Source organism: Symmachiella dynata, from assembly GCF_007747995.1.
Classification (GTDB): Bacteria; Planctomycetota; Planctomycetia; order Planctomycetales; family Planctomycetaceae; genus Symmachiella; species Symmachiella dynata.
In genome coordinates, this window is record NZ_CP036276.1 from 2583063 (window position 1) to 2603265 (window position 20203).

Below are 20203 nucleotides of genomic sequence, written 5' to 3' on the forward strand. Positions count from 1 at the left end.
GGACTTAGCGGAATGGCAGGTAAGCGAGGCCGCATGAAAATAACTAACGGCCGAATAGCGAAGAAAAGCTGTGCCGAATGCGATCCATGAGACTGGGGCCTTTCATCGTGATTCCCGAGATCTCCGTTCCGGGAGGCAAGTCCTTGATCTGCTCATGGATTTGCCCCTGCAGTGACATATGCATATAGATGTTACACGGCTCGATGTTCTCTGGAACCAATTCCCCGCCAAGAGCCGGCGGATGTTCGCAACTGTAAACCTCTCCTTCATCCAGACAGATGCCGAGCGTCATCAAGTCACCGACCAGTTGCGGCATAAACCATTCTTGGGCATGCTCCGGTTGTTGCATCAGTTTCTTGAAATTCGCGGCACTGGCAGCGACGCGGGTCAATTGCCCCTCCATGGTATCGAGCCAGTGAATTTGGCCTTCGGCATCCCGTAAGAAAAGGTCGCCCATGGCAGTGATGACAACTGGCGAATACGAGTCATCCACTAGCCATCGCCAATCGCTGAGCAGTTCGTCGATATCGATCCCATCCGGAGAGACCGTCAATTCATTCCAACCAACTTTCATGGTTGTTCGCTCCATACAGCTGTTGAGAGATCGAGATGCTACCGATGATCCAGATGTACATGGAAATCGGCCGAACGTTTGAAACGGCAGTCTGACACACCACGGAAAACAATTCAACAAAAATCTGACCACTCAGACGGTTGTTGCCGGGGCGTTTGCGGGAATTGTCGACGCATCGACAAACATCCGCTGCCACAACTCCAAACAAAGCAGCGACCAGAGTCGGTAACTGTGATCCCATTGGCCGTCGAGATGCTCCTTCACCAATTGCTCGACCGCTGTGGGACGGAAATAACCCCGGTTTAGAGCGGACCCATCTAGCAGCGTTTCTTGTAGCATCGGTTTCAATTCATGCCGAAACCAATGGTCCAACGGTACGCCAAAACCCATCTTGGGCCGCGACTGGATTGATTCCGGCAGTAAGTCGCCGAACGTCTCCAGGAGTATCCGTTTCCCTTGCCGACCGCGAAGTTTCGCGTGTATCGGCAGGCTGGCGGCGAACTCAGCGACATGGTGATCCAAAAACGGGCTACGGCATTCCAACCCATAGGTCATGCTGGCAATGTCGACTTTGTTAAGAATGTCACCCGGTAGATAAGTCAGCACATCGGCGCAGGTGGTGCGGGTGACGAAGTCGCGATTCGGACATTCTTCATACGCCCGTAGCAACGGCGCAGCTGCGTCGGCCTCTCCCACAGCGGCGCGAAAGTCATCCGTCAGCAAAGCTGCTCGGCGTTGGTCGTCGAAGATGCTAACCCATTTCAAATAGCGCCGCTCCCGCGGTTCGCCCAGTGCGGCCAACAGTCGTTTCAGCCGTCGCCGCCGCGATTTCTGCCGGACCGATGCCGGAAAGTGTTGCCACAATTTCAGCGTTGCCATTTTTTGCAGCGGCCGCGGCAAGCCGTCGAACCATTCGGCAATGCGGACCGCTTTGTAACGATCGTATCCGGCAAATAACTCATCACCCCCATCGCCCGACAGCGACACCGTGACATTTTGCCGCGTCATCTCCGACAGATACATTGTGGGGATTGCGGAACTATCGGAGAACGGTTCGTCGTATTGCCAAATCAATTGCGGCAGGATCTTGAGCGCATCGGGTGTCACGATCGCATCATGATGTTCGGTCCCCAGATGCTCCGCTGCTTCGCGGGCATAGGCGCGTTCGTCGAACGCTTTGACGGGAAACCCGATCGAAAAGGTTTGTACGGGGCGCTCGGAGAGTTGTTGCATCAGCCCGACGATAATCGTCGAATCCACACCGCCGGAAAGAAACGCTCCAAGCGGCACGTCGCTCCGCATCCGCAACCGGACCGCTTCGGTGAGCACCGTGCGAAGTTGCTCACGAATTTCCTGGGCAGGTGCATTCTCCGGTTTGCTGAAATCGAGCCCGGCACCGTGCAATTCCCCTTGGTCGTACCCCGGCTTCCAGTAACGACGTACGTTCAATTCGCCATTGTGATAAATCGCCAAGTGTCCGGCCGGAAGCTTTTGAAAACCGGCCAGCATGCAGCGGGGGGCGGGGACGTATTGATAGGTCAGATATTCATTCAGTGCGATCGGATCAATGTCACGCGGCAGACCGGGGACCTGTAGCAAGCTTTTTAGTTCGCTGCCAAAAAGTAGTCGCTGCGGATCATGCCGATAGACGAGCGGTTTTTGGCCAAGCCGGTCGCGAGCAAGCAACAGTTGTTTTTTACGATCATCCCAAATGGCGAAGGCAAACATGCCGCGGAGATGCGTGACGCAGTCCGGGCCGTATTCTTCGTAGAGGTGGACGATGACTTCCGTGTCGCAGGACGTGCGGAACTGGTGCCCCCGTTTTTCCAGGTCGGTTTGCAGTTCACGGTAGTTGTAGATTTCCCCGTTGAAAGCAATCCAAACCGTGCCGTCTTCATTCGAGAGCGGTTGATGCCCCCCTCCCAGGTCGATGATCGACAAACGACGGTGTCCCAAAGCCGCGCCGGGCGGTTGGGCGGCAGAGAGATCGCCAGATGCATTGGATGAATCCGTGGAACGGTAGTAGCCGTTATCATCCGGACCGCGATGCGCAAGAGCAGTCGTCATCCGCCGCAGGATATCGATGTCCAACGGCGGTTGTCCGGCAGTCCAGGCAGCTCCGGTGATTCCACACATGGGGGGAAGGTCGTTTCTTTGATTTAATGTATTACGTGACCGGAAGGGCGAAGCTCATGCTGAGTCGTTTTACTCCGCAAAAGAAAGGCCTCGCGCAAAGACGCCAAGGAGATATGTTGTGACGGGAAGGTGTTGTGTAACGCTGCATGATCGTGCGCGACTCATTTGGAAATTGCTAATACTGATTTATGAGGCGGGTTTTCAATGGTTTTCCCTCTGTTACTTCTTTGCGGCTCTGCGTCTTTGCGCGAGTCTTTTTTAGGAAAGGTTCATCTCTCGTCCTGCATCGAAAGGTGCGTCGCGTCGCATCCTACGGCGTTAATCGGTCAAGACTTCACGATACAACTTCGCATAGGCGGCCACCATGCTGGGGATGCTGAATTGGTCTCGGATCCGTGCAATGGCCGCTTGTCCGAATGCCGCTCGTTGTTCTTTGTCTTCGAGGAGGATGTTCGTATACTTCGCCCGTCCGACGTTGTCGCCGACCGGAACCAAGTAGCCGGTTTTTTGGGGGACGACCAACTCGCGGTTGGGCGGAATGTCGCTGGCCACCACCGGCACTCCGGCCGCCATCGCTTCCATGATGCTGTTGGAAAGTCCCTCGAAATCACTGGCCAGCCAAAAGACCTCGATCGCGGGGAAAAACCGTGCGGGGTCGGGTTGATGTCCAAGGAAATGAATACGGTCGGTGTTTTGCGTTTCGCGAGCGAACGTCTCTAGCTGTTGGCGATCGGGGCCGTCGCCGATAATCACAAAATGAATGTGCGGCTGCAAATTGCTGATGAGTTCCACAGTCCAAGCGAGGTCCCGCACACGTTTTTGCGGCGCCAGTCGCCCGATGAATCCCACAACACGCGCCTCTTCCGGTAGACCGAGTTCCTCAAAAAGTTTTTCGCGGGTCACCACCGGAGCGTCGGGAAGATCAATGCCGTTGTAGATCACCCGTAATTTGCGATCGGGGACTCCTTGCTGACGATAGAAATCAGCGACGCTGTGCGAGTTGCCGACGAGCAGGTGGGTCCGCGGAATCAGTTTTTTGTCAAACCACAGTTGCCACCGCGATTTCCAGGAATCGACACAGCGTTCCGAAACAATGATTTTCGGAGTCTTGCCCTTACCGGCAACCAGCCGCCCATAGGTATTGGCGGCGAATAGCCAGGAATGCAAAATGTCGGGTTGCCATTCCCGAATGATTCGCCGCAAACGCGAGAGGGTCAGCGGATCGAATTTGAAGCGTTTTCCCAACACCTGAACATCAATGCCCTGTTCGGCCAACGTTTTGGCATAGGGGCCGCCGCGCGTTAAGGCGACGACGCGGACGTCGAATTCCTCAAACGCCAATCCCGTGGCCAAAAGCGTGAGTTGCTTCTCGGCTCCGGAGCGGTCCAGGGTGGGAATCAGCAGTAGGATTTTCGTCTTCAAAGCGGAATTCGGCCGATTCTCTTGTAATCATAGGGGGCGTTGTAATAATTCGCCGTATGTGACGACTGACTTTTTGATATGTCGCTCGGCCGGATAGGTCAAGGTCAGACGTTTCGGCACTGGGGCGCTGCTGCGGGGCGTTTGGCCGAAAGCCGTGTTGTTTTCTAAAGCAATTTCCGCTGCTGCTCAAGCGAGAAGGAGTGATATGCGACGTTTATTCTTTACGCCCTGTTTTCTCTATGTGGTGACAAGTTTGATGACAGCCAGCGATCAATGCCAGGCCCAGGACGCCAATTCCACGCGTCCGCCGGTGAAACGTCCCCAAACCAAGAGCGAACCGGTGACCGATGTACTGCACGGCGAAAAGATCGTCGATCCGTATCGTTGGTTGGAAGACCAACAAAGTCCAGCCACCCGCGAATGGATCAAGCAGCAAAACATCTATACCGATGCCATGCTCAAAGACCTACAGGGGCAGGAAAAAATCACTGCCCGCTTGGGGGAATTGATGAAGGTCGACGCCGTCGGTTTGCCGCAAGCACGGGCCGGGCGTTATTTCTTCATGAAGCGCGGCGCTGATCAGGACCTCGCGGTCATTTGCCTCCGCCGTGGTGTCGAGGGTGCGGATGAAGTGCTGATCGACCCGGCCAATCTCAGCGACGACGGTAGCAAGTCGGTCAGCATTGAAGACATCTCCGAAGATGGCAAATTGCTGATGTACACGATTCGCACCGGTGGCGAAGACGAAGTCGCCATCCACCTCTTCGATGTCGACGCCCGCAAAGACATGGCGGACGCATTGCCGCGAGCGCGGTACTTTGGTGCGACGTTAACGCCGGACAAAAAGACGATCTACTATACCAAGCACGACGACAACGGGCCGCGGGTATTCAAACACACGGTTGGCGACGACATCGCAAACGACAAGCAAATTTTCGGCGACGGGTACGACAGTGGAAAAATCCTTTATGCCACATTGTCGCACGGCGGGCAGTATCTGATCTTTCATGTGCTTTATGGATCGGCAGCCCCCAAGTCGGACTTATACTTTAAGGATCTAACCGATGACGGACCTGTACGGCCGATCGTTAATGATATTGATGCACGCTTCTTCGGAGCGGCGATTAACAACCGCTTGTTCGTCCGAACGAATTGGGAAGCCTCCAACGGTCGAATTCTAGAGATCGACCTCGAAAACCCAAAGCGCGACAATTGGCGGGAAGTGATCCCACGCAGCGATGCCGTGATCGAGGACTTTTCGCTGTGTGGTGGGAAACTCTTCGTGAACTATCTGGACAACGTGAAATCGCGCGTGAGCGTTTACGAACCCAGTGGCGAGCATGTGCGCGACGTCGAGTTCCCGGCATTGGGATCGGTGAGCGCAGTGTATGGCGAATGGGACAGCGACGAGGCCTTTTTCTCCTACAGTTCCTTTCACATCCCCTCGACCATCTATCGCGATGTCGTCTCGACCGGAGAGCGGTCGGTGTGGGCGCGGCTGGCGGTGCCGGTCGATAGTGATCAATTCCAGCTTGAGCAGGTCTTTATTACCTCCAAGGATGGTACCCGCGTGCCAATGTTTTTGCTGTATGGCAAAGACACGAAACTGGATGGCAAGAACCCGACGTTGCTGTATGGCTATGGCGGATTCAATGTCAGTTTGACTCCCTCGTTTTCGGCGCGGGCCGTCAGTTGGGTCGAGCAGGGGGGCGTGTATGCGGTCGCCAACCTTCGCGGCGGCGGAGAACTGGGCGAGCAATGGCATGAAGCCGGAATGCTGGAAAACAAGCAGAATGTGTTCGACGATTTTTATGCAGCAGCGCGGTGGCTGATTGACCGCGGGTATACCAATCCAGATCGATTGGCAATCGCCGGCGGCAGCAATGGTGGGCTCTTGGTTGGTGCGGCAATGACGCAGCATCCAGAGTTGTTCCGCGCCGTGGTTTGTTCTTATCCGTTGTTGGATATGCTCCGCTACCATCAGTTTTTGGTTGCACGCTTCTGGGTGCCGGAGTACGGCTCGTCAGAGGACCTTGAACAATTCAAAGTGCTCCGTGCGTATTCGCCCTATCACAACGTGAAACCGGGAACAAAATATCCCGCCCTGATGTTGATTACGGGTGACTCCGATACACGTGTCGATCCGCTGCATGCGCGAAAGATGGCGGCGTTGATGCAGGCATCCGCCACGGACGACCGTCCGATGCTCTTGCACTATGACACCAAGGCGGGACACTCCCGCGGTCGTCCGGTCAGCACGCAGATCGAAGATTTGGCCTATGAGCTGGGATTTCTCTTCGATCAATTGGGCGTGAAGGTGAAATAATCGCCGCCACAGGTTCAATTACAAGGGGTTTCATCACCCATCAACGCAAGCAGCCGCCCTTCGGCGTACCGAGGGGCGGCTGCTGTTTGTTAATAAGGGATTAGTCAGAGAACGCGGTCGTCTTGAGAAGCGGTCGTGCCGTTGAACGGGCACTGTTTACTTCTCAGCGGAAACAGTAGGGCGGATCTTGCATGGTCGATGCCTCCTATGTCTCTACCAAATTGGTACGATACGAAACTCTTCTGCAGTCGGACGGTCAGAGTTGCCCGGAATCTAGCGGCCACAAAGAGCGGGCCAGCATTTGTCGCGACAACCATTCCTCCGGTTGGAAGACGAAATGAATCAGCACCTCAAACTTCTCACGTAGTATCGCAGCCTGTCTGCAAAATTGCCAGAAAAAAATGGAACGCCAGTCGATAATTTTCCAGGTCGAGCAACCGACCAAAACGGCGGAATTCTCGTAGATCTGGTGACTTGTGTACCAGGTCCCTGGTCCGAATTATCGGGGCCAATTGTTGTTGACCGGTTTCTGTAATTCTGCGACACTTCCGCCGCCCATCTCAGAATCGTTGGCAAAACCGTTGCCGGCGTGCGTCACGGACGGCGATAGAGTGCAGAGGGGCAGAATGTTCCGCCTCAAAAATCGTCAATGCGGCGGCCACAAAAAAAGTGCCATCGGCACGAGCAAGCGGACTATCCGCTCGATGCTTCAAGGAGGAAGTATGCGAGTTGCAATCGTAACCGACCACCCATCCCACTCCGCTGGCGAGACGATCATCGCCGAGTCCCTGCGGGAGGCGTTTACCGGACATATGAGTCCGCTCGAAACGGCCGATGTCGTCATCAGTACCAGCCGCGCCGCTGCTCGCAATGTGACCGCACCGCTCGGTTCGCCGCACATTTGTTACCTGGCAGAGACAAATAACACCCCACAATCCCATTCGATGGCCCAGTCGCCGCCACGACTCAATCCAAGCACCTTGGAAATGTCAGCGGTTTCTGTGACGCAAACGGAAACACAGGCAACGGCGCGTCCCGGCCATCAGGGCATCACACATTATTTGGCCGGCAACGGCATCGCTGCCAACCAATTGCGACAGTCAATCGGCCGCCCGGTAAAAGTCATTCCTCCAGCTGTCGATACTCAACTCTTCCGGCCCCAAAAGTTGCGACGGTCGGAGCATTATTTGACAATCGTTGACGAAGGGAACATCAGCGGCTTGGAAGTGGCCATTGCTGCCTCGCAGATCGCCGGCCGGGAGTTGTTGGTCGTGACCGAGCCAAATTTCAAATTGCCCGATTTGCAAGCCGAGCAATCGCATGTGCAATTCGTAACAGCCAACGATGACTCCGTACTGTACCAACACTTCTGCGAATGCCGGGCCTTGTTATGCCTCTCATCCGCAGACTTTGATGTCCATGTGATTCGCGCGCAAGCCTGCGGCACGCCGGTGATTGTGCCTGCCGGAGGGGGCATCGAAGAACTGATATTGGATGCCGAACAAGAAGGGCCGGGGACCGGATTACTCTATGAACCGTCAACTCCCGAATCAATCGCCTCAGCGATGCTGGAATACGAGCGTCGACCCCATAAGTGCTCCGCGATGTTGGCATCGGCACACGCCCAGTCGTTTTCCCCAACACGGTTTGCCGAGGAAATTCGCGCCTTTGTGGAAGCCGTCGTCACCTCGACCGTCCAGGCTGTTGCCGATGAACCGCTTGGTGGCGAGCAACGACGCGCGGCATAGTGACCGGCCACGCAGGGAACATGTGCTCATGGAATCAAATGGGAATTACTGTCGTGTTCCCCTTCTCGCCAAAAAAATCACAATTTATAGCTGAAAAACTTGGCAGGTTGTGAGATGATACGCCAACCTTCGGCCTCGCGATGTTTGCGTCTCATTGCGGCCGGCGACTAGGGGCACTCGTTTGCCTTGGCCAGTCGATCGTCCTATTCGAAATTGCGGAGTGATTGGTCAAAGGCAGACACGGCGCTGGCTAGTTTTGATTGTTCATCACCCGGGGATCATTCCTATCGTGTTCGGTCCGCTGTATTTTTTAAGTGACCCGCAACTGCTGCTCACCAGCCCGCTGATGTTGATCATGACGGGTGTGTGGCTATGGATGCTCATCTACTGCATTCGCAATGATCCGGAGCGCAATGTCTGGCTGTGGGTGCTGATCATCATCCCGCCGATCGGCACTCTGGTCTACTTTTTCGCTCGTTGGCTGCCGCAGGCACGGCTGAAGCCGCCAAGATTTCTCAACCGGATTTCCCGAGGAAAAGAACTGCAACGACTGCAGATCGCCGCCCGCCAAATCGGCAATTCGCACCAGTTCGTCCAGTTGGGCGACGCCCAGCGCGATACCGGTCGCTATGAGCAAGCGGGCGATTCGTATTTTAAAGCTCTGGAAAAGGAACCGGAAAACATCCAAGCGCTCTGGGGTCTGGCACAGGTGGAAATGCATTGGAAGCAATATGACAAAGCCCGTCCCCGCCTCGAATCCGTGTTGGCCGTCGACCCCAGTTACAAATTTGGCGATGTCTCGTTGGCCTATGGCCGCTGCTTATTGGAGCTGAACGACCAAGATGCTGCATTCGCTCACCTCACCGAGCACCTGAAACGCTGGAAGACTCCCGAATCGCAAGTTGTGTATGCCCAGCTATTATACGAGCGTGGAGAGACCGACGCGGCCCGCGAGATGCTTGAAGGCATGATATTGGAAGTCAGCGGCGGCCCCAAGTTTTTCAGACGCCAAAGCGCCCGCTGGGTCCGCGATGCCAAACGCATGCTAGCAAAAATGCCGCGCCCCCAATAACAGAGCAACTATTTGTAGGGTTATAGACCGGACAGATAGTTAACAGTCGTTCGGACACATGGGTAACACTTTTTATTGTAGCTTGAAAACCCTCACCCCGGCCCTCTCCCAGAGGGAGAGGGGGGAGTTGTTGTCAACTCAAAAAACGGCACCGTAAAAATTCCATCTGCCGATAACGAAAGAAATCCCCGACCTTGACGGACCTAGCCACAATTGCCGAATGGATCCGCGAGGCGGATTCCATCGTCGCCTTCACCGGTGCGGGAATTAGTACCGAAAGCGGAATCCCTGATTTTCGTTCGCCCGATGGGATCTGGTCCAAGTCGACGCCGGTTTACTACGACGAATTTGTGCGGTATCCCGAATCGCGTTACAAATATTGGCGGCAGAAGTCGATCGCCCACCGTGAATTCGCCTCCGCCCAACCCAACGTCGGCCACACGGTGCTAGCCGATTGGGAAACGGCCGGTCGTTTAGACGGGGTGGTCACACAAAACATCGACGGACTACATCAAGCGGCCGGTAGTCGGCAGGTGCTGGAATTGCACGGAACGGCCCGCTTCGTCGCCTGTCTTGAGTGTGAAGCGCGGTTCGATGTCGACCCATGGGTGTTGTATTTTCAGGAGCGAGACGAAGTCCCCCCGTGCCCGGAATGCGGCAATTGGTTGAAGCACGCAACGGTTTCGTTCGGGCAAGCTCTTCCGCGGGAAGTCCTGTCCGGATCAATGGAACTGGCTCGCGGCGCTGATCTGTTTTTTGCGATCGGATCCTCGTTGGTCGTCGAACCGGCGGCCAGTTTGCCTCGCTTGGCGAAAGAATCGGGCGGGCGGTTGGTAATCATCAACCGCGACCCCACCGACCAGGACCGCTCCGCCGATGCCGTGATTCATGCTTCCATCGGTGAGACGTTAGCGGCGATCGATAAGCTGTTGTGACGAACCGTCACGCATAAACCCACAGCTCGATATAGCCGTTGATCAGGGTGCGAAACGTCTCCGACAATTCCGAGGCGACCATCAGCGGCATATAGAAGATCAACAGCGTGTCGTTGTCGCCTGTCATCATCGCATCTTCCCATTTCCAATACATGGGACCGATGGAGAGAACGTAGGCCACGAGCAGGATCAGCACACGCGTGGCCAACCGCACGAGCAGTTTTTTGAATCTCGATTTGGGGCGAGGTTGAGTCGTCACGGCGCACAGTTTTTCAGAAAGGCAGAGTAATGGGCGATGCGGTTGTCGAGCATCGCAGCCCGCTCCGTTTACGATAAACCGAACCCCACCTCGAAACAACGGATTTTTCCGTTGACCGGCCGAATTTATTCGCTTTCGGACGTTCCCGGCGGCAGAATCGCGAAGATTCGCGTCGGCCCGCCGCTGCCGGTTTCGATTTTGATCGGGGCAATCACCAGATAAAACCCGCGAGCCGGCAATTTGTCGAGATAAGCCACGTTTTCCAGGGCATATTTCCCGGCGCCGTTGATCGTATGATGCACGGCAAAGTCCTTTGACGGTCCATGATCAATGCTCAACGTATCGATGCCAATACCGCGTATCTTGCGCTGCTTGACCAAAAACTGGGCCGCTTCGTCGGAGAAACCGGGGAAATGCAGTCCGCCGCGGACGTCCTGATTTTTGTAGCGCGCAAAGTTCGTCCAAAATCGTCCCCAACCGGTCTTCGCCAGCACCACAGCCCCCTCGGGGATTTTGCCGTGCTCTTTTTCCCAATCCGTAATGTCAGTAACTGTCATGCGATAATCCGCATCCACTTCCGCTTGTGGCGAAATGTCGATCACCACGCCGGGAGCGAAAAACTGCTTGACGGGAATCTGGTCGACCGAGGGCTGATTCGGCTCGAAGTGATTCGGCGCATCAATATGCGTGCCAAGATGTTCTGGTGAAGTGAACGCTTTGGACAACACCCCGTCGTTCTTGAGCGTCGCGATCGTCTTTAGCGAGAACGGAATATAATCATCCGCCGGCCAATACGGACTTTCGGCGTTGAGCGGATAGGTCAAGTCGATGATCTCCATATCCCCCGCGAACAAGCTTTCAAGCGTGGGAGCAGCAGCCCTCTTTGCTGCATCTTCAGCGACCGACAATTCCGAGAGCCAAAACCCAAATGCGGAAAGCATGGTGAGAACAACAATGATTAAGACGCGGCGCATGTGTCTCTCCTGATCCAAAGGGTGGGTTTGAAAGTCGGGCTGGCCGACGGCAAAAAATTCATCCGGCGGTTCGCGACCATTGTACCGCCGGGGGGACGTGTTGTGACGCCCCTGCATCCCCGGAGGTCACATTCACCATCCAGGGAGCGGTGCCGGTTTTCCAGATCGACTCCAACAATTGTTTTTCACGGAGTGTATCCATCGGCTGCCAGAATCCGTCATGACGAAACGCCGCCAATTGTCCGTCAGCAGCGATTCGTTCCAAGGCATGTGCCTCAAGCTTGGTCTCGTCTCCGGTGATGTAGTCCAAGACTTCCGGCTCGAACACAAAGAAGCCGCCGTTGATCCAACCTTCCCCGGTCTGTGGCTTTTCGGCAAACGTCGCCACGCGGTCGCCATCCAATTCCAGATGGCCAAATCGCGCAGGAGGTCGTACTGCGGTAACGGTCGCCAAGCGTCCCTGCTGTCGATGAAATTCCAGCAACTGCGAAATGTCGACATCGCTCAGGCCGTCCCCATAAGTGACCATAAAGGTGTCGTCGTCCAGATATTTTCGCAACCGCGCCAGTCGCCCCCCAGTCATCGTCTCCGCTCCGGTGTCGACAATGCCGACTTCCCAATCCGGCGGCGACTCCCGCACGACGCGATGCGTTCCCTGGCTCAGATTGACGAATAGATCGTTTTGACGCACGTCAAAGTTATAAAAATAATCCTTGATGACTTCCGATTTGTATCCGGCTGCGATCAAAAATTCGCGATGACCATACGCCGCATAATAGCGCAGCAAATGCCAGAGGATCGGCTGTCCGCCAATTTCTACCATCGGCTTGGGAATCCGCGCGGTCTCCTCCGCTAAGCGTGTTCCTAACCCGCCGGCCAATACAACCACCTTCATATTCCGTCCTTATATGCGCTGCATGCGTGTTGGGGGCGGTTTTCTAAGTGATTTGAGATAATCGGTCAACTGCAATTCGGCCGTCGATCTTGCTACACTGATGACAGGGCTGAGCTATCTTAAAACGACACTGACAACGATACTTTCAACTCAAGGGATCAGGCCATGTTTCAGGGATTGCGTTTATTGCTGGTGCGGGCATGTGCGGCGGTTGCCGTGATTGCAATTTGGACGTCCTCGGTCGTCTATGCCGATTCGTATGTCTATCTCTCCGTAGGTGGCGAAAAGCGGATTGCGATTTATAAGGTGAACGACAAGACCGGCGAACTGACGCATCAAGCCGATGTCGACGTGGCCGGCGCTCCCGGAGCGATGGATGTCGATCCACAAGGACGGTTCCTTTTCGTCAGTCTGCGGTCGAACAAAGAATTAGCGGCATTCGCCATCGATCCCGCCAATGGCAATTTAACGCCCATCAATTCCACCGCGGTTGGCGAAAACGCCGCCTATGTCAAAGCCGACAAGACCGGCAAGTATCTGCTCTCAGCCTACTATGGCGCCGGCAAAGCGGCCGTGCACAAGATCAACGACGATGGGTCCCTCGGCGAGAAACCGCTGCAAATGGTCGAGACAGCTCCCAAGGCACACGCGATTGTTCCCGATCCCACAAACCGTTTTGTGTTCGTTCCGCACACAGGACCGAACAAAATCTTTCAATTCGCATTCAACGAGCGACGTGGCATGCTGGTCCCGAACTCGGTGCCCACGGTGACAACACCCGACGCAGACGAGCCAAGACACATCGCCTTTCATCCCAAGTTGGATATGGCCTACGTCGACAATGAAAAAGGGAACAGCGTCACCGCTTTTGCTTTTGATCCGGCCAAGGGAACTCTCACCGCTAAGCAAACCGTATCAACCGTTCCGGAAGATTTCACCGAACGAAGCCACTGTGCTGACATCGAAGTCGCGCCCTCGGGCCGATTTGTGTATGCCTCAAACCGCGGGCACGACAGCATTGCCGGGTTTGCGATTGATCCCGAGTCGGGACTGCTGACATCGATTGGTCAGACCCCCACAGAAAAAACGCCTCGTTCGTTCAACATCGATCCGTCCGGTCGCTTTATGTACGCCGGAGGGCAAGGGAATGGCAAGTTGGCTGCGTTTCGTATCGATGAAAATACTGGCGGCTTAACCCGATTCGCCACATACGACGTCGGCCCCGGCATCGGCTGGGTCCAGGTAGTTCGTTTGCCTGAAAAGACAGTTCGCAAATTTGAAGCGAATTACGATGAATCCAAGATCCCCGACTACGAACTCCCCGACCCGTTGGTCACGGCCGACGGCGAAAAAGTCACCGATGCCAAGACGTGGTTTGAAAAACGGCGGCCGGAAATCATGGAATTGTTCGAAACCCACGTGTACGGTCGTTCTCCCGGTCCGCCGGCTGAGATGACCTTCGAGGTTGTCAGCGTCGATGACAAGGCGATGGAGGGCAAGGCGACCCGGAAAGAAATCGTCGTGCGGTTTTCGAAAGACGAAAAGGGGCCGAGCATGCGGATCTTGCTGTACGTGCCCAACAATGTCAAAGGCCCGGTGCCCACATTTCTGGGGCTGAATTTTTACGGCAACCATTCAATTGACGACGACCCCAAAATTTCTCTGTCGGTGGCGTGGATGCGGCCGAATCAGTCAAAAGGCATCGTCGATAATCGAGCGACGGAAAAATCACGCGGCACGAGCGCCCAGCGCTGGTCGGTCGATAAGATTATCTCGCGCGGATACGGCATTGCCACGATCTACAACGGCGATATCGATCCTGACGTCGACGACGGATTTCAAAACGGCGTGCATCCTTTGTTTTACAAACCGGGACAAACCCGACCCGCCGACGATGAATGGGGCACAATCGCCGCATGGGCCTGGGGCCTCAGCCGGGCACTCGATTATTTTGAAACCGACGACGACGTTGATGAAACCAAGGTCGCCGTAATGGGGCATTCGCGGCTAGGAAAAACAGCCCTTTGGGCCGGTGCGCAGGATCCACGGTTCGCCTTGGTGATCTCCAACGATTCGGGCTGCGGCGGAGCCGCGTTGAGCCGGCGGGGGATCGGCGAAAACGTCTGGCGGATCAACACCGCCTTTCCCCACTGGTTCTGCGGGAACTTCAAAAAATACAACGACAACGAATTAGCACTGCCAGTCGATCAACATCAACTGATCGCCTTAATCGCCCCGCGCCCCGTTTATATCGCCAGTGCCGAAGAAGATAAGTGGGCCGACCCCCACGGTGAATTCCTCTCCGCCAAGTACGGCAGCCCAGTGTACGAGCTGCTCGGCACCAATGGTTTAGGGGCATCGGAAATGCCGGAGGTCAACGAACCAATCGCCAACACCATCGGCTACCACATCCGCAGCGGCAAGCACGACGTGACCGATTACGACTGGGAACAATACGTACGCTTCGCCGACAAACACCTACGCAACAAAAACAATTAACCCCAGCGTAGGCTGCATCGCGACGCACCTTTCTCACGTAAGACGTGTTGATGAACCTAACCAACAAATACGTCGCACACGCATTGACAAAAAAAATAGCCACAGAGTTCACAGAGAACACCGAGAAAAGCTGTCCTCAGCGTTCATCGTGGTTTAGAGAACTTCTCTGTGAACTCTGTGCTCTTGTATGTTGGATTTAACTGAAACAATTGATGTAATGGACATTGCCGTGGAAAAGGCTGCGCAGCGTAGCGAAGCAGGCTTTTCCACGGCGGCCGGCGGCAGATCGATCGTGCCCAGGTCCCCAGAGACCGTCACAGAGCGAGGTCGTCGTCGGCCTGTGGATTTTAGCCCGAACAGCCGCAAGAGCCGATCGCAACCTCGCGTCGCATCGAGCTCGCATTTGCAAGACAGGGACCGCTCCATGGACAGCTCTATTACTTCCTTTGTCGGCATCGACGTCGCCAAAAACTCTTTCGATCTGTGTCTCCTTCCGCAGGAAACACAACACTCCCTCACCTATGACACGCAGGACCTTGAGCATTTGCATCAACTCCTGCCCCAACCGGAAACCTGTTTGATCGTCCTCGAAGCCACCGGCGGATATCAGCAACGGCTCGTCGCCGAACTGGCTGCCGCCGGACATCTCGTCGCCGTCGTCAACCCCCGTCAGGTTCGCGACTTCGCCAAAGGTCTCGGCATCCTGGCCAAGACCGACCGCATCGACGCTCGCGTCATCGCCCGCTTTGGGCAGCACGTCCGCCCCAGAACGATTGCCGAAAACCACGAAAAACAAGAGGAATTGCAGCAACTCGTCACTCGACGACGACAACTGATCGACCTCAGAACGGCCGAAACAAACCGGCAGGAATTTCCCGTCGCGAAGATCGTTCAAAAAAGCATGCAACAGATGATTACGTTGCTCAACAAACAAATCAAAACCCTCGACAAGCAGATCGCCGAACTGCTCGAATCCGACGACCATTGGAAAGACAAAGGCAACATCCTCGCTTCCGTTCCGGGCGTCGGCACGGTCACAGTCTGCTCGCTCTTGGCCGAACTCCCGGAACTGGGGCTGCTCAACCGCAAGGAAATTTCCGCCTTGGCTGGCTTGGCACCGTTCAATCGTGATAGCGGACGCTTTCATGGCAAACGCTCCATCCGCGGCGGACGCGCCTCGGTACGCAACGCCCTGTACATGGCCGCTTTCAATGCTAAACGCTGCAATCCCATCATTGCAGACTTTGCAAAACGGCTTACAGACCAGGGCAAGCCGTTCAAAATCATGATGACCGCCTGCATGAGAAAACTCCTCGTCATCCTCAATACGCTCGTCAAAAACAATTCGATGTGGAACCCCAAATATGCCTAAAAAACAATTGACAACAAACACAGCCGCTCTGTAGCTAATCCCCTGTCTGCAAGACCAAGTCGTCACGAAAAACGGGCAGCCCAAATCCCCAAACCGACGGCTTGCCGTCGTGCACGGCGCTCCTCGTCCAGCACAGTGACCGAATGATTTGCGAGGTAATCAACCTGCAAGATGGTTCAACAGCGGTTTCTCTTTTTTCTTCGCGGCACTGCGCCTTTGCGTGAGATTTTTTTCTGGAAGTCGTTCACCACTGGCATAACATCGAAACGAAAACAGCCCGCGGCGGATTGCGCCGAGGGCTGTTGTTTTTATAGGAAACCTGCTTTGTGTTTCCGCTGCATCCTTAGGCGGCTGCGCGTTGGTAACGGGCGTCTCCGAAGCCCAGTATGGGGACGAAGATCGCACCCAAAAAGGCGATGCCCACGCCGTATCCGGCCCCTTTGCCATAAGCCTTTGCAAAATCAATCGCAGCGATAATTCCCACGACCATGCCGACCACCGGAATCAGCAACAGAATGAACCACCATGCCGGTTTGCCGGCAATTTTCAAAAATACGATCGCATTGTAGATCGGGACCAGCACCGCCCAACCCGGTTCCCCCGCCTTCTCAAACGCCTTCCAAACACCGGCAATCACTGCGACACCGATCGCCAACATCACGAATAGGGGAATCAGCCCCAATAATCCGCCGCTGCTACTTTCGCTTTGTGCCAACAATGCTTGTCCGAAATCAGCCATATTGAGTTCTCCTCGTGTTAAAAAAAGGTTAGTCTGGTGCCTCGTCTGCGCATCTCTATCGGCGTTACCAATGTGTGAGTCTGCGAAACTAAGCGATAAGCTTGCCCCAACGCCCGCCTGTATTCACAACGAAAAAGAGAGAGCCGTGGATCAAAAAAAATGAACGGTTTTGATGCTGTTGTCAAAAAACATCATGCCGTTGCGGCCATCATTCCCCTTTGCGACATCACCGAAAAATACGATTCCTGTGGACTTCGGTGTGCCCTGGAATGCTGTTTGGTCGGAGATTGACTTTGTCTCTCTACCAGGTTGATTCCATTTGCGTCCCCAAACCGGACAGCCAATTTGGCCTTTGTTTCAATTTTTACGCAATACAGCGGCTGGCCCGGATTATGCGGCAGCTGCGAGTCGAGGAGCCTTTATTCGTCCGCCTCGACTTCAAGTTCAATGGCACGTTGGATGTCGTCGTCGGCTTGTTGAGGGCGTCCCAGTTGTCGGCGGGCTTCGGCGCGGCTGCGATAGGCAAATGCGATACCCATGAGCTGCGTACGTCGCATGATCGCGTCGGTCGTGCGCGGTTGTTTCTCCAGCAGTTCGACCGCTTTAGTAAAATCTCGTTCTGCCTCCTGGGCATAATGGCCGGCGTCTAGGTACGCCTGTCCCCGTTGGCTATAGGAGTAAAATGAATCCGGATCCACCGCGACCCCTCGGGAGAAATCAGCAATCGCTTCATCAAAGCGGTCTGCTGTCAACAACACTCTCGCGCGTTCGATGCGATAGGTCGAATTTTCGCCTCCCAGTTCAATCGCACGATCAAAATCGGCCAATGCTTGTTTAAGCAGATCATCATCCCGAGCATCCTTATACCAATCGGCCAAGCATTCTCCGCGTTTGCTATAATTGTCGGCGTCTTGCGGATCCAGCTCGATGGCCTTGCTGAAATCGGCATGGGCCTCTCGATATCGCTCCAATAACAAATAGGACTGACCGCGAGCGTGAAACGTGGTGACTGACGGTTCCTTTTCGACCGCTTGCGAAAGGGCGGCAAACCCTTCCTCTTCTAGCCCTTCCATTAATAGGCTGCGTCCCTGTTCGATCAGCGCGGGAATACTGTCCGGATTGAGCTGCAGCGCTGCTTGGACGGCCATCTCTCGGTGCGCCTCGTCCGGCGACAACCGGCCGATAGCCAACAACGGCTCTGTTAACGTCGGGTCGAGCTTATTCGCCTGCATGTAGTAAAAAATCGCTTCTTCGCGGTGCTCAGCCGCTTCGTCTGACTGACCTCGATAGTCGGCCGACATCGCGCTTCCACTGGCCAAGCTACCTAACGTCATATATTTCTGAGCAATCTCCTCCGGCGAGCGACCGCGGCCCTCGAGTTCCTGCTCTTCCAACCGTTTTCCTAGAACGTACACCTCACAAGGAACCGACCACGCATCGGCCAATCGCCGCGCAACGTCAAGCAGAATATCGACTGGTTGACTGGGATCTTCAGTTGACGACAAGATTTCAAACAGTGGAAGTTGGTTGCCAGCGACTTCAATCTCCACGATTCCATCATACGTGGGTGTCTCGTTGCCGATCTGTTTCGTCTGCACGCAGATGCGTTGAATTTCGGCGAACGGAAATGTCTGCCAGCGCAGACCGTGCCGAAACCGAATCGTTTCATCACTCCAGTCAATCACCGTTTCACGAGAGCGGTTCGAGCGACTAAAGGGGATGACAACCAGCGCAAACAGCCCGGCACCAATCAGAGCAGCGATGAAAAAGGCCTGATAGAAGTTTTCCGAGTAGCCCATCACAAAGCCGGCAATGACCAAACCGATGAGCGGCACCGCGAGCAACATACCGCATCCCAGAGCAATTGAAAGTTTGGGGCGCTGAATCACAACCCGCTTGCCGATCCGCCAATCGGAGACGTTTTCCGTAACCGACATAAAGTCGACTTCGGGAACGTCAATCATCTGGTGCTCGGGCATCAATAATTCCCTTTTCAAGAAATGCTGATTTTTGGCCTCCCCCTCAAGCTGGGACGGAGGGGTAGCGTCAACCCCTAGTACGAGGTTATCCGATCTTTGTGACACTTCGGAGGGAAAAAAATGGAGATCTGCACCTGGGAAACCAAAAATCCTGTTTGTGCCCACTGTCAGTCTGCACCGTGGCGCAAAGAAATAGCCATCGGGGTTCTCACACCGATGGCTAGAAGGTTGCGGATTTGCTGTGCAGTTCAATCGCCGCGGGTACTAAGAATAGGTGACGAACCAGAACAGAATAAGTTGCCCCAAACTCAGCGTCGTGGCGACGCACATGGCCATGGCTTCGCGGTAGAGATAGAGAAACGCAATCGCCGTCAGGACAACGATTGTCCCGATGAACTTGCAGCCCACGAACAGGGCGACCGATCCGTTGTCGAGATCCATCAGCCAGCAGCCGATGGGGTTGAGTTCATGGATCGTTTCTTGAAAGCGGACGAGCATATATGTGTCGTACGCCGAAATCATGCTGATCAGCAAACACATCCCAAACAAGATTACGACCTCTGTCCGTCGTTTTCCGAGCGGTGAGGATGCAGTCTGCGGAACGGCGGCCAGCGCGCGCTCAAGAGGTAAAAACAAATAACGATATTGCCGTGCGTACGGTGTGCGATTGGTTTTCATAACAATGACCTCCTTGCCTCAACTCTCCGTCTGCGCCGTTATTCCGGATAGCAGTTTTCAAGTATTTCAAAAAAACGCCTGTCACTAAGTCTAAGGCGCACTGTCGGCCCTTGGCCGACGAATCCTAGTTCGCGCCGGGTGCTGTTCATGCATTTGCCGTGCCCTTTGCGTTCGTAAACAGGGAAGAAATTTTTTCCCAAAATAGTTGCCGATTTTTGGTCACAATCTGTGATCCCTAAGTACAAGATTGTGAGACGAAGGAATTGCAACAGAAAAAACATGAGAGCATTCTTCGTAACTTGTTTCTGCGATAAGCAGTTAGGAGCACGAAATTAGCCTCTCTCAAAATTTGTCATCTTTCGCAGGGCAAGGCGGTTTGATCCAACATGTTACATTTCGCAGTTTTTTTCGCTGAACGAAATCGAAATCCATCGTGCAACAGAGACAGGCGAAGCCTGCCTATTAATGTCGCGACAAGGTGCGCCGCATCGCATTTCGAGTCCGCAGGGCCAATCCCAACAATTTTGGCCGCAATTGATCCTTGCTCACTGACTCCCATCCCGCTTGAGCGGCAACAGGGAATTCAGTGCATGAC

General features: G+C 54.8%; 15 protein-coding genes. 6 read left to right on the top strand and 9 right to left on the bottom strand.

What is annotated here, in order from left to right; translation table 11 throughout:
• Nucleotides 1-43: 43 nt before the first annotated feature.
• The 3 genes from Mal52_RS09910 to Mal52_RS09920 form a co-directional block, all read right to left on the bottom strand.
• On the bottom strand, nt 44-574 hold the full coding sequence (locus Mal52_RS09910; protein WP_197534790.1) for a T6SS immunity protein Tdi1 domain-containing protein: 531 nt from the start codon (nt 572-574) through the stop codon (nt 44-46).
• Nucleotides 575-706: 132 nt separating this feature from the next.
• Complete coding sequence (gene asnB, locus Mal52_RS09915) at nt 707-2710, bottom strand: asparagine synthase (glutamine-hydrolyzing) (protein ID WP_145375801.1); 2004 nt, start codon at nt 2708-2710, stop codon at nt 707-709.
• A 318-nt stretch (nt 2711-3028) separates the two neighbouring features.
• A complete protein-coding gene (locus tag Mal52_RS09920) occupies nt 3029-4132 on the bottom strand; it encodes a glycosyltransferase family 4 protein (RefSeq protein WP_145375803.1) in 1104 nt (367 codons plus the stop codon).
• 205 nt (nt 4133-4337) lie between these two features.
• Here Mal52_RS09920 and Mal52_RS09925 point away from each other — a divergent pair, with 205 nt between their 5' ends.
• The 4 genes from Mal52_RS09925 to Mal52_RS09940 all read left to right on the top strand — a co-directional run bounded on the left by Mal52_RS09925 (nt 4338) and on the right by Mal52_RS09940 (nt 10213).
• Nucleotides 4338-6458, top strand: a complete 2121-nt coding sequence (locus Mal52_RS09925; protein ID WP_145375805.1) for a prolyl oligopeptidase family serine peptidase — start codon at nt 4338-4340, stop codon at nt 6456-6458.
• Between the two features lie 722 nt (nt 6459-7180).
• Entirely contained in the window at nt 7181-8206 is a 1026-nt protein-coding gene (locus Mal52_RS09930) for a glycosyltransferase (protein WP_197534791.1), read from the top strand.
• Between the two features lie 256 nt (nt 8207-8462).
• The gene (locus Mal52_RS09935; RefSeq protein ID WP_145375810.1) at nt 8463-9278 is read left to right on the top strand and encodes a tetratricopeptide repeat protein; all 816 of its coding nucleotides are present in this window, start codon (nt 8463-8465) and stop codon (nt 9276-9278) included.
• A 194-nt stretch (nt 9279-9472) separates the two neighbouring features.
• Nucleotides 9473-10213 carry an SIR2 family NAD-dependent protein deacylase gene (locus tag Mal52_RS09940; RefSeq protein WP_145375812.1) on the top strand — a complete coding sequence of 247 codons (741 nt, stop codon included), beginning with the start codon at nt 9473-9475 and terminating at the stop codon, nt 10211-10213.
• A gap of 7 nt (nt 10214-10220) precedes the next feature.
• On the opposite strand, the gene Mal52_RS09945 is transcribed toward Mal52_RS09940, so the two are convergent.
• From Mal52_RS09945 to rfbF, 3 genes are all read right to left on the bottom strand, one after another.
• Nucleotides 10221-10472: a hypothetical protein gene (locus Mal52_RS09945; protein WP_145375814.1), complete on the bottom strand. Its 252-nt coding sequence runs from the start codon at nt 10470-10472 to the stop codon at nt 10221-10223.
• Between the two features lie 125 nt (nt 10473-10597).
• A complete protein-coding gene (locus Mal52_RS09950; RefSeq protein ID WP_145375816.1) occupies nt 10598-11446 on the bottom strand; it encodes a cyclase family protein in 849 nt (282 codons plus the stop codon).
• Nucleotides 11447-11504: 58 nt separating this feature from the next.
• Entirely contained in the window at nt 11505-12341 is an 837-nt protein-coding gene (rfbF, locus tag Mal52_RS09955; RefSeq protein WP_145375818.1) for a glucose-1-phosphate cytidylyltransferase, read from the bottom strand.
• Nucleotides 12342-12506: 165 nt separating this feature from the next.
• Between rfbF and Mal52_RS09960 the strand changes: the two genes are divergently transcribed.
• Complete coding sequence (locus tag Mal52_RS09960; protein WP_145375820.1) at nt 12507-14840, top strand: lactonase family protein; 2334 nt, start codon at nt 12507-12509, stop codon at nt 14838-14840.
• 424 nt (nt 14841-15264) lie between these two features.
• On the top strand, nt 15265-16212 hold the full coding sequence (locus Mal52_RS09965) for an IS110 family RNA-guided transposase (protein ID WP_197534660.1): 948 nt from the start codon (nt 15265-15267) through the stop codon (nt 16210-16212).
• 343 nt (nt 16213-16555) lie between these two features.
• On the opposite strand, the gene Mal52_RS09970 is transcribed toward Mal52_RS09965, so the two are convergent.
• The 3 genes from Mal52_RS09970 to Mal52_RS09980 all read right to left on the bottom strand — a co-directional run bounded on the left by Mal52_RS09970 (nt 16556) and on the right by Mal52_RS09980 (nt 19608).
• The gene (locus tag Mal52_RS09970; protein ID WP_197534792.1) at nt 16556-16951 is read right to left on the bottom strand and encodes a DUF5684 domain-containing protein; all 396 of its coding nucleotides are present in this window, start codon (nt 16949-16951) and stop codon (nt 16556-16558) included.
• A 419-nt stretch (nt 16952-17370) separates the two neighbouring features.
• A complete protein-coding gene (locus tag Mal52_RS09975; protein ID WP_145375822.1) occupies nt 17371-18930 on the bottom strand; it encodes a tetratricopeptide repeat protein in 1560 nt (519 codons plus the stop codon).
• Nucleotides 18931-19194: 264 nt separating this feature from the next.
• On the bottom strand, nt 19195-19608 hold the full coding sequence (locus Mal52_RS09980) for a hypothetical protein (RefSeq protein ID WP_145375824.1): 414 nt from the start codon (nt 19606-19608) through the stop codon (nt 19195-19197).
• Between the last annotated feature and the right edge of the window lie 595 nt (nt 19609-20203).